We start from the raw sequence: 11,984 nt of genomic DNA, 5'->3' as shown, positions 1-11,984 counted from the left end.
CAGCTTCTGTTCCGCGTGCCTGGGGGACGGCCGCGTCGTGCGGGCGCAGCGTTCTCCATCCCGAGCACCTCCGTACAAGATCTTCATTGAATTTGACCCTATCTCGCCACCTGGCGGAAAAGGAACGCCATTGCCGGAAGTGGATATCGGCTCGTGCTGCCCGGTCAGAGTCTCACTGGAAGGTGAAGGCGGACTTCTCGGTTATTCACTCTCCAGGGGGTCTCTGATCTGGCTGGACAGTGCGGCGCTGCCAGCAAAAACGGGCGCGAGGGGGACCCGATCTTCTGTGTCGCTGGCGTGTTGTGCTGGTCTTGGCCAGAGCTGTGGCTGCAGGGGCAGCCGGTAGTCTTGCGGGCTTCATCACCACGCGAGACGGAAAGTGACTGACTGTGACTTCTGCTGCCGCGCCCACCGCGCTCTCGGATTTCTACTGCCACCAGGCCATTCCTGGTTTGGCGGACATCGACGTCGTCACCGAGACGGACCGAGTGTTGGCGTTTCACCACACTCGGCCGGCGTATCCGGTGCACATCGTGGTGGTGCCGAAGGAGCACGTTCCGTCGCTGGTGGATCTCGGTGACGACAACGCGGATCTTCTGCTGGAGGTGATGGAGGTCGTGCGGGAGGTCGCGGGGAAAGTACGGGCCGAGCATGGTGCCGCCTCGATCACCACGAACGAGGGCCTGTACCAGGAGTCGAAGCACATGCACTGGCACGTCTGCCACCGCGGTGAGAACGAGCAGGAGATCCTGGCGGCCTACGGGCACCACGACGGCTGAGCCGCGCTACCGCCCCTGGCGCCTGCCCCAGGGCCCAGCCGCAGCTGCGGTCAGGGTTTCTGCCGCGACGAGGCCGGCGGCCCGGTGGATGTCTGTGGGGTCGGGCTGCTGCGTCTGGCCGATGTCGGCCAGACGCCGGCAGGCCTCCGTCAGCGCGACACCGCCTGTCAGTGTGTCGTCGTCGGCGATGACCAGGCACCGGCCGGGATGGCGGCGGGCGTAGGCCTGGGCGTTGTCGACCTGGTCGCCGCGGCTTACGGTCGCGGGCAGGGGGATGAGGACGGCCGGTTTGCCGAGGGCTTCGAGTTCGGCCAGGGTCGTTGCGCCGGCGCGGCCGATGACGAGGTCAGCGAGCCAGAGCGCGTCGGCCATGTCCTCGTGCAGGTACTCCAGTTGCCGGTAGTTGTCGATGCCGTCGAGTGAGGCGTCCAGGTTTCCTGTGCCGCAGAGGTGGATGACCGAGAATTCGGCGCACAGCTTCGGCAGTTGGCTGCGTACCGCGTCGTTGATGCGGGTGGAGCCCTGGCTGCCGCAGAAGACCAGCAGGACCGGCAGGTGCGGGCTCAGGCGCAGGCGGCGGCGCAGCCGGTCCGGATCGCCGGAGGCGAGGTCGTGGCGCAGGGGCAGTCCGGTGACGACGGTTTTCTGGCTGAGCCAGCCCGGGGTGTCGGATGCGGGCGTGGTCAGGCAGACCCGGGCGGCCATGCGGGCGAGGATCGTGTTCGCCAGGCCCAGGGAGTGGTCGGATTCGTGGATCACGAGGGGGATCCGGCACAGCCAGGCGGCGATGCCGACGGGGACGGTGACGTAGCCGCCCTTGCTGAAGACGGCATCGGGGCGTTCTCTGCGCATGGCTTTCCATGCGGCGCCGATGCCGCGTAGCACGGTGAAGGGCATGCGTAGGTTGCTCCATGAGCCGTAGCGTTTCAGGCCCGCCGAGGGGACCGGACGGAAGGGGATGTTTGCTTTTCCCGCGTATTCGTGCTCGATACTTCCGGCACGGCCGAAGAAGACGATTTCACGTGCATCGCGCGCCTGCAGTTGGGCTGCTACTGCGAGGGCGGGGACGACGTGTCCGGCGCTGCCGCCGCCGGTGATCCCGATTTTCATATACACCGTACCGGTTCGTTTGTTCGGGTTCCGTTTCGAGGGCTGGCCTGCCAGGAGACATCTCGGACGATGCCTGGCGTCATGTCGCCTGTCCTGCTGTTGCACTGTCAAATCTGGTCGGGTCGGCCGGAATTGAACCGGCTCCTCGGCAAAACTTTTGCCGTGCTCCACAACTTGAGCTACGACCCGTTGGTACATCCAAAGGCTAGGAGGGGACGAGTGTGCCAGTCAACGCGAAGAGCGTAATTGTTTGTAAATGTAATCCGTCTCCTCCGATCTATTCCATTGAGGCTTCGAATCTATCGTGGCGGGCGATTTCGGGATGCCGCCGATGAAATGTGTGGCGGCATCCTGCGGCGCGGATTGTTCCGTCTGCTGGGCTACCGGCAGTCCTCGGGGGCGGGTATGCGGTCCAGCGGTGTCGTGTCGTGGCGGCCGGTCCAGCGGTCGATGACTTCGACGCGGCCGTCTGTCTGCTGCGGGGAGAGGACGACGGCGCGGGGGGTTCCGATGAGCTGGGCGTAGGCGAACTTCTCGCCGGCCGCTTCGTGCCGGTCGTCGACGAGGAGGCGGATGCCGTGGTGCTGGAGCTGACTGACGGCCTGGTCGGTGCGTTGGCGCATCTCCGGCAGGTCGGCGCGCAGGACGATGAGGTGGAGGTCGGCCGGGCCGGTTCCCGGCTTCCAGCGCAGTCCGTGGCGGTCGCGGTGGAGGTCGGCGAGGGTCTGGAGGCAACGGGTGATGCCGATGCCGGAGCACGCCATGTGCACGGGGCGGCGGGCGCTGTACGGGTCGGGGACGTTGAGGTTCATCGGGGCGGAGTACTGGGTGCCGAGTTCGAAGACGTGGGCGACTTCGACCGCCCGGACCGTGTGGTAGCGGCCTTCGTCGCAGCGGCCGCACCCCATGTCCTCGGCGGCGCCGTGCAGTTCGGCGGTGTGCGGGTGCAGCGGTGGCAGGCCCGGTGCGCAGAGCCACCAGTCCGGTCGATCGGACAGCCACACCACACACCCCCGAGCACCGCGGCACCTCCTCCCGGCAGGAGCCACGGTGCTCTCGCGTCTGCGAAGGAGAACCCCTCCATGGCCCGCATCCTCGTTGGCATCGAGCCCCGGCACGCCGACAACAGCCCCTGCGACCATGCCGTCAAGCCCTCCGGTAAGCCCCGCGACCCGGATTCCGGCTGCCCCGGAAGGACGGCGTTCGCCGTCGTGTGCAGCGAACACGGCGACGTCCACAGCCCCCACCACGTGAAGGCCGTCGCCGAGCCCGCGGCCCGCGCCCCCCGCGACGAGCACCGCACGGCGCTCGCCCGCTGACCTGAACTGCGTGCCCGGTCCAGCCACTCCTGGCAGGACCGGGCACGCCCCAGCCCCGTCCGCCAGCTAGTCCCACGAGGACCTCATGACCGTCACCCATCCACGACGCCCCTACGCCGCCGCCTCCAACGCGGCCGCCACCCTCCTCGCCGCGCACCCCGAGCTCTCCGTCACGTCGGTGGACGTCGCCCACGTACACGGTCTCGGACCGGCCGCCCTGATCCAGGTGGAGAACACGTCCGCACTTCGGTCCTGGGCACAGGCCCTGAACACGACCGCCCACACCACGGGCGCGAGCAGCTACGGCACCACCGAACCCCGCCAGGAGACCGGCCTGTCGCAATGGCTGTGGTGGCGGATGACTTTCCTCGACACGACCGTCGACCAGATGCGCATCCGGCTGTGGACACTCGACGCCACCGACCAGCCACGCACCCTGAGCGCCTTCCTCGCCTCCACCGTGCACACCCCCACCCCGTAGGGGCCGCCACCCCGGAGCGCCGCACCCTCCCCCAGGCAGCCACGGCGCTCCCCCTTCGCCAAGGAGTCACCATGCCCATGAACCCGCCGGCACCCGAGCGGACTCAGCAGTTGCTGGCACAGCTGGAGCGGTACGCATCCCTCCAAACCGGGCAACTCGCAGCCGCCCGACGCCTGCTGCGGGAGCACCCCAGCCTGCCGCTGTCCGGCTTCGGGATCTCCAGCAGCGTCTTCCCCAAGCCGGGACGCCCCCTGCACAGCCTGATCCTGCACATCGGCGCGCACGACACCGACGGCGTTACCGCGTGGGCGCGAGCCCTGGGCACCGAACCGCTCATCGACGGCGCCCGTGACCGGCTGGACACCGTCCTGGACGGCACCGGGATCTGGGCGTAGGCCACGGTCCCCGAGACCGACCACGACATGGACCAGGCCGCGTTCGTCCCCACCGCCGACGACGTCGCCTTCACCGCGCGGGACCTGCTCGTGAACGACGGCGGTGAGGACGGCGACCTCCTCATCATCGGCCACCCGCATACGCGTGAAGTCCTGGCCGCCACGAGCGCCTACTACCGCGAGATGCGGCTCACGCCTGCGCCCGTTCGACGGCCGAGTCCTCGCCGACAACATCACACGCGACTGGGGGCAGTTCGTCGCCTACCCCACCCGCAAGGAATGGCGGCTCCGCAGCGTGCCCAAGGACACACCAGGCGCGCTCCCCCTCACCTGGATGTACGCCTCCGACGCCCACACCCAGGGCATCGGCAACCCCGTCCGCTGCCCGGCCTGCAGGCACCCCAGCCGCGGACTCGACTACGCCCGGAAGACCGGTCAGCGCGTACACCTCTGCCCCGCACCCGTCTGCGGGCACCGGTGGACCGTCGACGACTCGCCCACGTCCTCGGACAGCGCGGCCACCGGACACGACCAGCGTGCCGCCCTCACCGCCCACTGACCCGCCCGGCCCCGGCCGGAACACCCCCACGCCTGCGGGGCGGCCGTCGACACCGGCTCCGGCCGCCCCGCAGCACCAGACACACGCCCGCTACGAAGGAACCGCCTCGACACCTCATGCTTCGACGCGGTGGGGCCTTCGGCGGACGATCGGGGACAGCCTGTGCCCTCGGGTCGTCCAGATGGTCAGGCTGCTGGTGCGAAGGCCGTGATGGCGTTGACGAGGTCGGCCGGAGCTTCCAGTGGGATCAGGTGCCCCGTGTGGGGGATCACCACGAACTCGGCTCCGGAAAGGTAGGGCACCAGGTTGTTGATGAGCACGCCGGCCGGCTCGACGCGGTCGTTGCCTCCGGCGACGACGAGGGAGGGAACACTGATCATGCGCGTGTGCTCGGCGATGTCCTCCGCGATGCCGCGCAGCGGCCATTCCGTGCGGGCCGCATCGGCTCCGGCACGCGAGTCGGCCACGATCTGCGCCTTGATCGACGCGGGCAGTTCGGTCGCGGTCAGGACGTCGTCGCGTGCGCGGGCGACGGACTCCTCGGAGTCATAGGCGTGGGACAGGGCTTCCCGGTACTCCGCGGTGACCGCCGTGGCGGGTTTCGCCGGGCCGGAACCGACGAGGACGATCCCGCGGAGCCCGGCGGGCCGGGTCGCCGCGACGAGCTGCGCGACCTTGCCGCCCATGGAGTGCCCTACGAGGACGTAGTCGGTGATGCCTGAGTCGGCGATCACGGCGAGCGTGTCTTCGGCGAACCGGCGGAGAGTGTAAGGCCCAGTCAGGTTGCTGGAGCGGTTCCACCCGCGGAAATCGACAGTGAGCAGGTCGCGACCCGCGAGGCGGTCGACGACGAGGTCCCAGGTGCGGGCTGAACCACCCCAGTAGTGCAGGAACACCAGGGTCGGCCCGGCCCCCTGTCTGTGGTCATAAACGGGTAGAAGCGGTTTCTGCGTGGTGTTCATTGTGCCTCTCTCGATCTGGCCTACGAGGCGATTCGCCTTGTGTTCATTGAATATCTCCCGCTGGTCCCGGGCATCGGCGTAACCGGTCGCTCGATGGTGGAAACTGGACGCGTGACCGTGATCCGGCAGATGACCTACCAGCCCGTCGAGCGCCGGGCCGCCGCCGTCGAAACGATGACGTTCGACCGCCTCCGCGAGCTGAACGACGGCGGGACACAACGTGCCGACTTCCACGTCCTCGCCGTCGTCGATGCCGGGCCCGGATCCGTCACGGTGGACTTCCTCCGGCACCCGCTGCGGGAGCGTTCCGCGGTATGGATCCCTCCCGGGGCGGTGCACAGGTGGGACGACATCGCCGGCGTGGCAGGGCACGTCGTGCTGTTCGTGCCGACCGCGCCGGTCACCCACGCCACCCGGGAACTCGTCGCGTCCCCGGACCTGGCCGCGCACTGGAGAATCCCCGACGCTGACTGGCCGTTCATCGACGCCGCGCGGAACCATCTCCTCCTTGAGGCGTCAGCCCCGCCCGGGGACCTCTCCACGGAGCTGCCCGAGATCCTCCTCTCCGCGCTGATCGCCCGGCTCCGGCCCCCGCACGGCGGAGCACGCTCAGCACATCCGGTGTTCCGGCTGTTCCGGTCCAACGTCGAGGCACACTTCAGGCAACATCACGACGCCGGGTACTACGCCCGGACTCTGGGCTACGCGCCCCGCACCCTCTCACGAGTGGTGCAGCAGGCCACTGGCCGCACCGCGAAGGCGTACATCGTCGACCGGATCGTCCTGGAAGCAAAACGCCTCCTCGCGCACGACCGCCTCACCGCGGCGGCCTGCGCCGGCACGCTCGGCTTCCCCGACGCGTCCAACTTCTCGGTGTTCTTCCAGAACGCGACAGGCATGCGCCCTGGGGCGTGGCAGGCGACGGTGGCCGTCGAATGATGAGAGCGCTCACGAAAAGCCCCCCTGACGGTGGAGTCGATCTCCGGTCTGCGGATGGACCGGCACCATCACCAGGTCACTGGTCGGCTCACCGAATCCCGGGCCCGCCAAGTCCAGCCGCTTCGCACCTTCCCCAGCGGGAAGCAGCGCGCCAGTTGCACCACGATGCTTCGGACGAGTGAGTGCCTCCGCCTCACTCCCGTCGCAAGGTCGCCCGAACGTCGATAGCCCCCGGCCTCCGAGGGGGAAGGCGAGGGGCCACCTGCCATGACAGGACAGCCCGGAACGGCCTACGAGGTCCTCAGCCCCAACGCCGGCGGAGCCAAAACCCGCTCGAACACTCCGGTGCACGCGTGTCACCCAGACCAACGCAGCGCCACCGGACGTGGTTACGCAAGCGTCAACTACCTCCGTCAGCAACGTGGTTCACGACGCCGGTGGGGCACGACACGACGGCGGTCACCGTCTTGCCCACCGCAAGGACCTCGACCCTCACGTCCACCGACAGCTCCTGCACCAGATGCCAGCCGAGCCCACCCGGCCTGGTGGCATCCAAGGGCAGCGACAGCGGAGGGTCGGTGCTGGCATCGTGGACCGCCACGGTCACCGTTCCCGGCCCGGCCCGGCCTCCAGCCGGAACCCGGTCACCCCGCCGGCATGCCGCACCGCGTCGGTGAACAACTCCGACACCACCAACAACACAGAGTCCACCGCGTCCTCGCACTCCGGCGCGGCAACAGCCAGGAACCCGCGGGCCACACACCGGACCTGCCCAACCGCCTGAAGGCCGCTGTCATCGTCAAGGGGCCCGCGGTCCTCTTCAGGGGGATGTGCCATCACGGTTCTCCGACGGCTCGGTCCTTGAGATCCCTACCGTGCCTCCGGGCAGATCCAGTCATCCTGGAGTTCGAAAACAGCCTGACCGTTTCCCGAGCCTGTTGGTACGCGGGAACGGCAGCTGAACCGAGATCGATTGACCTTGGGAGCAACAGCTCGCAATAGGCGAGAGAACAGGCGGCAAGCACCGGGCAGCCGGCCTCAGCGAACTCCTGGCCCGCGAACTCCGCCACCGCGGCCGCCAGGTCGCCGTGCAACACCTCCACGCCCATCTGCCAGTGCACCGGCGAGGGTGGTTTGCCAGCCAGGGTGCTCCTTTTCGAAGTGATTGGGATACGACCACTGGCGGAGGATGTCGCCCGCAGCCTTCGGCAACTCGTAGACGTAAATGATGAAGGTCCGATGGTCCGTCTCGTCGCCGATCCAGTAGTCGTCCTTGAGCTTCCAGGAGTTCGGGTGGTCTGGGTCGTGAGTCTTCTCGGCAACCCGGATGTTCATCCCCTACATCAGCGCTGCGTACTGATTCACCTCGTCCACGTCCTTCGGCAACCCGGCGGTGACGATCGGCCGCGCCTTCACCGATACCTTCGCGGGCATCGGGCCCGGGCCCGTCGCGGGGTTCATCGGCATGCAGCTCGTCGGGGCCGTGGTCGGACTGTCACGGGTGACGCTGATCTTTATGTCGTGGCGAACGACTGGCGAGCAGCCAGGTCGCCGACCCCGATGGCCCAGAGCCGCCCGCTCAGCACGACCGAGGCGGACCTCGCGTTGGGGCCAGTCGGCTTTTGGCCATGTGCAGTGACAGGTTCCGGTCAAAGACTTGTCCAAGTGCCGGACACCTCCTGCCGCCGGTGATCGGGTTCTCTGTGACGGCTGTATGACCACCCGTTCTTCGGAGGACCTGGTGTCAGCACCAACCCATAAGAGACGATGGTTCACGATCTGTGCCATCACCGCATCCGCCGCATTCGTCGCGATACCCGCAGGCGCCGCGTCCGGCCCGGACGGTACCCCCTTCGGTGCCCGCGCACTTGCCCAACTCGCCGCCGAGCGCGCGCAGTCGACAGGTGGCATCACCTCCAGGTTGAAGGCGGACGACGACGGTGACGGCGGCAACGAGGCCGACGAGATAGCCGAGGGGGCGGACCAGTACGCGGAAGCCCGTACCTCACCCGGCATCGTCGCGCCGGGCGCATACGGCGCCGCCTGGCAGAGCCTGACCAACATGCGCAGCACCAGCGGCAGTTGGCGGAACGTCACCGATCTGCCGTACAACTCCGACGATGCGCGCTACCGCGACTACGACTCCAACTCCAGCGGCGGCTCGGGCAACGTCACCGGCCGGATGGCGGCGATGGCCGCCGATGACGACGGCTACGTGTACGCAGGCAGCGCGGGCGGCGGCGTGTGGCGCTCACGCACCGGCGGCAGTCACTGGCAGCCGATCAGCGACCGGCTGTCCTCGCAGTCCACCGGTGCGCTCGCGCTGGACGGGACCGGACGGCTGTGGCTGGGTACCGGCGAGGCGAACACCAACGCGGACGCCTACCTCGGCAGCGGCGTCTACGTCCTGTCCCACCCGCACCACGGCACGTTCTCCACGCGCAGCCGGGTCGGCGGCGACGAACTGGAGTCCACCACCATCCGCCAGCTGCGCTTCGGCGGCGGCAAGGTGTGGGCGGCGACCAGCGAGGGCGTGTGGAGCCACTCCACCAAGAAGCTCAGCGGCGCCTGGAAGCTGGAGTTCGCCCCCAACCCCGACTACCTGCCCGGGGGTTCCAAGGCGACCGACGACAGCGCCGCGTACAAGAACATCACCAACGACATCGCCATCGACCCCAAGGACCCGTCCAAGGTGGTCCTGGCGGTCGGTTGGCGCAGTGGTGACGACTACAACGGCTTCTACACCAAGGGCTCCGACGGCGCCTGGACGCGGATCACCAGCGGCTTCGGTGACCTGCCGATCGACGCCGACAACGTCGGCACGGTCACCTTCGCCCACTCCGCCGACGGCTCGCGCTACTACGCCATCGACGAGTCGCCCGCGCAGATGGCCGCCAACCCCGACAGCGGCCTTGAGGGCATCTACAGCGCCGGCTCGCCGTTCGGCCCCTGGACGAAGATCGCTGACTACAAGCAACTGGCCGCCGACGGCTCGGCGCTGACCTCCAGCGGCTACATGCCGGGCGTCCAGTCCTGGTACAACCAGTTCCTGACCGTCGACCCGGCCGACCCGCAACATGTGTACGCGGGCCTTGAAGAGGTCTACGAGTCCAAGGACGGCGGCAGCACTTGGTCGACCGTCGGTCCGTACTGGAACTTCGGCTTCTCCTGCTGGAGCATCGACCCCGCCAAGCAGACGGGCGACTGCAACCAGACCACCCACTCCGACCAGCATGGCGTCGCGATCGGCCGCTACCACGGCAAGAGCTTCGTGTACGTCGGCAACGACGGCGGCGTTTACAAGCGCCCGGTGGGCGGCTCCCAGGACGCCTCCGGGCACGCCACCGACTGGACCTCGCTGAACGACGGCACCATCGACACCCTCCAGTACTACTCGGTGGGCGTCGGCAAGGACCTGACCTACGGCGGCGTCTCCGTCACCGGCGGCCTGCAGGACAACGGGCAGTCCGTCCTGCGCAGCAACGACAAGGTGATGGGCTCCAACTTCGGCGGCGACGGGGGCGACACGCTCACCGACCCGGCCAACGGCTGCAACATCGCTGAGGAGTACGTCTACCTCGCCGTCCAGATCACCCAGAACTGCGCGGTCAACGACGGCAGCTGGACCACCGACTCCAGCAGGGTCACGTCGTACAACGTCGCCCCGGCCGACAATGCCACGAGCGAGGCCCGCTTCATCGCCCCGCTCGCGGCCGACATGAAGAACAGCTCGACCTGGATCGCGGGCGGCCGCCACATCTGGGTGCAGACCAATGGCTACGCCATCCGCAGCGGTTCGGAGTGGAAGAGCGTCTACGACCTCGGTGCCAGCCGCACCGCGACCGCGGTCGCGGCCTCGGGCGGCAAGGTCTATGCGGCCTGGTGCGGCCCCTGCAACAACCAGGGCTTCGCTCGCGGCATCTCCGTCGGCAACGCGGACGGCACCGGCTGGCACGACATCACCCTCCCGGCCACCGGCACGGACGGCACCGTGCCCAACCGCTACCTCAGCGGCTTCGCCGTCGACCCGAAGAACGCTGACCACGTCTACCTCGCGGTGAACGGCTTCTCCCGTCACTGGACCGAGGGCCCCGGCGCTGGCGTCGGCCACGTCTTCGAGTCCACGGACGGCGGCACCACGTGGAAGGACATCTCGAAGAACCTCCCCGACGTGCCGGCCAACTCCGCGGTCGTCACGCCGAACGGCGGCCTCGCCGTCGCCACCGACCTCGGCGTCGTCTACCGCGCGCCGGGCCGTACGACATGGCAGCGCGTCGGGAACCTCCCGGCCGTCGCCGTGCTCCAGCTCAGGCTGAGCCCGGACGGCAAGACGCTGTACGCGGCCACGCACGGCCGCGGCATCTATACGATCAAGGTGAGCGACTGCGCCTGACGTAGCAAGGTCGCAGGGGTGATCCCTGGTCTTCGGGGTCACCCCTGCGTCGTGTACGGCACCACATTCACGTCAAGCGTGAAGGCGACGCGCGCCGCGCCCGCCACGTCCGGCACTTTCGCCGTTGCCGTGATCTTGGCGGAACCACCCCGGGTGCCCGCGCAGCGCAGCGAGGTGTGGGCCGAGCCGTCCGCCGCCACCTCCCACCCTGACACCAGGACGAAGATCGGCGCGGAACTCAGCACACCCGCCCACCGCTTGTCGTCGTTCCGCGGCCGTAGGACGAGGGACACCACGGTCCCGGGCCGAACGCAGAGGTCGTGGACAGAGGCGTCTCCCGGCCGGTGGGTGACGGTGGTAGAGCCTGCGACGCACCCTGGGGGCGCGGAGGCTGTCCCATGAGGGGCCGGGGCTCGTGTCGACGGCGTCGACGGTGACGTTGCCGGCCTTGTCACAGAGGGCGAGCTGGGGATTCTCGGCGTGCCGGGGCCGCTCTCCGAAGGGGTGGCGGTGGGTGAACTGGCAGAAGGACGCGCCGGCGCCGAGTCAGCCTCCGAATCGTCGCCGCTGCCTCCACAGGCGGCCAGAAGAGAGGAGAGGGCGACCAGGGCGGCCACGAGAGAGATCCAGGATCCTCGACCCCGCCTGCAGTCCTCCATCATCATGACCACTCCCTTGCGCCACCGAACGTCAGAAGCCCCGGGCCAGGGCACATCCGTGTACACACAGCTCGCCGCGGAATGGGCCGCCCGCGGCGCCACCGTCCCCTGCCGCCCCGACCCGCGTGGCAGCGTCTGGCTTCTCCCGACCACCTCAGGCACGAGACAGAAAGCACCTTGCGCCAACTACACCTGGAAGGGAACACCCACCCCGCTGACCGCACACCCGATCTACCTCAACCGGAGGCACCGCGCCGTGCGCGTCAATGAGCTCTGCCGAAACGTCCCCTGCAGAAATCCTCCCACGCGACAACTGCTATCGACGCGTGGCACGCTGCCCCGCGCCAGCCCCATCCGGCGGGGCCTCGGTGAGGCGGTCGACGCTGTC

At 68.6% G+C, this 11,984-nt stretch carries 14 protein-coding genes, 1 tRNA gene and 1 pseudogene; 8 read left to right on the top strand and 8 right to left on the bottom strand.

Features of this window, described 5'->3' with window-relative positions:
• The first annotated feature begins 389 nt into the window (after positions 1-389).
• Positions 390-779 (top strand): HIT family protein, encoded by a 390-nt coding sequence (locus tag OHB41_RS43130; protein ID WP_266705538.1) that lies wholly within the window; start codon positions 390-392, stop codon positions 777-779.
• Between the two features lie 6 nt (positions 780-785).
• On the opposite strand, the gene OHB41_RS43125 is transcribed toward OHB41_RS43130, so the two are convergent.
• The 3 genes from OHB41_RS43125 to OHB41_RS43115 all read right to left on the bottom strand — a co-directional run bounded on the left by OHB41_RS43125 (position 786) and on the right by OHB41_RS43115 (position 2,893).
• Complete coding sequence (locus tag OHB41_RS43125; protein WP_266705536.1) at positions 786-1,889, bottom strand: UDP-N-acetylglucosamine--N-acetylmuramyl-(pentapeptide) pyrophosphoryl-undecaprenol N-acetylglucosamine transferase; 1,104 nt, start codon at positions 1,887-1,889, stop codon at positions 786-788.
• Between the two features lie 114 nt (positions 1,890-2,003).
• Positions 2,004-2,078, bottom strand: a tRNA-Thr gene (locus tag OHB41_RS43120).
• 191 nt (positions 2,079-2,269) lie between these two features.
• Positions 2,270-2,893 (bottom strand): His/Gly/Thr/Pro-type tRNA ligase C-terminal domain-containing protein, encoded by a 624-nt coding sequence (locus OHB41_RS43115; RefSeq protein WP_266705534.1) that lies wholly within the window; start codon positions 2,891-2,893, stop codon positions 2,270-2,272.
• A 78-nt stretch (positions 2,894-2,971) separates the two neighbouring features.
• Between OHB41_RS43115 and OHB41_RS43110 the strand changes: the two genes are divergently transcribed.
• From OHB41_RS43110 to OHB41_RS43095, 4 genes are all read left to right on the top strand, one after another.
• Positions 2,972-3,208 (top strand): hypothetical protein, encoded by a 237-nt coding sequence (locus tag OHB41_RS43110; RefSeq protein ID WP_266705532.1) that lies wholly within the window; start codon positions 2,972-2,974, stop codon positions 3,206-3,208.
• Between the two features lie 85 nt (positions 3,209-3,293).
• Positions 3,294-3,689, top strand: coding sequence for a hypothetical protein (locus tag OHB41_RS43105; RefSeq protein ID WP_266705530.1), 396 nt, complete (start codon positions 3,294-3,296; stop codon positions 3,687-3,689).
• A 71-nt stretch (positions 3,690-3,760) separates the two neighbouring features.
• Positions 3,761-4,084: a hypothetical protein gene (locus OHB41_RS43100; RefSeq protein ID WP_266705528.1), complete on the top strand. Its 324-nt coding sequence runs from the start codon at positions 3,761-3,763 to the stop codon at positions 4,082-4,084.
• 145 nt (positions 4,085-4,229) lie between these two features.
• Positions 4,230-4,643 (top strand): hypothetical protein, encoded by a 414-nt coding sequence (locus OHB41_RS43095; protein ID WP_266705526.1) that lies wholly within the window; start codon positions 4,230-4,232, stop codon positions 4,641-4,643.
• Positions 4,644-4,828: 185 nt separating this feature from the next.
• Here the strand turns inward: OHB41_RS43095 and OHB41_RS43090 are convergent, their stop codons facing one another.
• Entirely contained in the window at positions 4,829-5,605 is a 777-nt protein-coding gene (locus OHB41_RS43090; RefSeq protein WP_266705524.1) for an alpha/beta fold hydrolase, read from the bottom strand.
• Between the two features lie 111 nt (positions 5,606-5,716).
• On the opposite strand from OHB41_RS43090, the gene OHB41_RS43085 reads away from it, so the two are divergent.
• Complete coding sequence (locus OHB41_RS43085) at positions 5,717-6,544, top strand: helix-turn-helix domain-containing protein (RefSeq protein WP_266705522.1); 828 nt, start codon at positions 5,717-5,719, stop codon at positions 6,542-6,544.
• A 400-nt stretch (positions 6,545-6,944) separates the two neighbouring features.
• Here the strand turns inward: OHB41_RS43085 and OHB41_RS43080 are convergent, their stop codons facing one another.
• The 3 genes from OHB41_RS43080 to OHB41_RS43075 all read right to left on the bottom strand — a co-directional run bounded on the left by OHB41_RS43080 (position 6,945) and on the right by OHB41_RS43075 (position 7,879).
• The gene (locus tag OHB41_RS43080; protein WP_266705520.1) at positions 6,945-7,145 is read right to left on the bottom strand and encodes an ATP-binding protein; all 201 of its coding nucleotides are present in this window, start codon (positions 7,143-7,145) and stop codon (positions 6,945-6,947) included.
• Positions 7,146-7,147: 2 nt separating this feature from the next.
• Positions 7,148-7,255 (bottom strand): ATP-binding protein, encoded by a 108-nt coding sequence (locus tag OHB41_RS52795; protein WP_526025021.1) that lies wholly within the window; start codon positions 7,253-7,255, stop codon positions 7,148-7,150.
• Between the two features lie 327 nt (positions 7,256-7,582).
• Positions 7,583-7,879, bottom strand: a complete 297-nt coding sequence (locus tag OHB41_RS43075; RefSeq protein ID WP_266705518.1) for a hypothetical protein — start codon at positions 7,877-7,879, stop codon at positions 7,583-7,585.
• A 4-nt stretch (positions 7,880-7,883) separates the two neighbouring features.
• Here OHB41_RS43075 and OHB41_RS43070 point away from each other — a divergent pair.
• Positions 7,884-8,078, top strand: a pseudogene (locus OHB41_RS43070) (aquaporin family protein); the annotation flags it as partial.
• Positions 8,079-8,285: 207 nt separating this feature from the next.
• Positions 8,286-10,937, top strand: a complete 2,652-nt coding sequence (locus OHB41_RS43065; RefSeq protein WP_266705516.1) for a WD40/YVTN/BNR-like repeat-containing protein — start codon at positions 8,286-8,288, stop codon at positions 10,935-10,937.
• A gap of 38 nt (positions 10,938-10,975) precedes the next feature.
• Here OHB41_RS43065 and OHB41_RS43060 read toward each other — a convergent pair whose 3' ends face one another.
• Positions 10,976-11,233: an acetyl-CoA synthetase gene (locus tag OHB41_RS43060; RefSeq protein WP_266705514.1), complete on the bottom strand. Its 258-nt coding sequence runs from the start codon at positions 11,231-11,233 to the stop codon at positions 10,976-10,978.
• Positions 11,234-11,984 lie beyond the last annotated feature (751 nt).

The sequence above is a fragment of the Streptomyces sp. NBC_01571 genome, from assembly GCF_026339875.1.
Lineage (GTDB): Bacteria > Actinomycetota > Actinomycetes > Streptomycetales > Streptomycetaceae > Streptomyces.
This window is presented reverse-complemented; position numbering and strand designations above follow the sequence as displayed.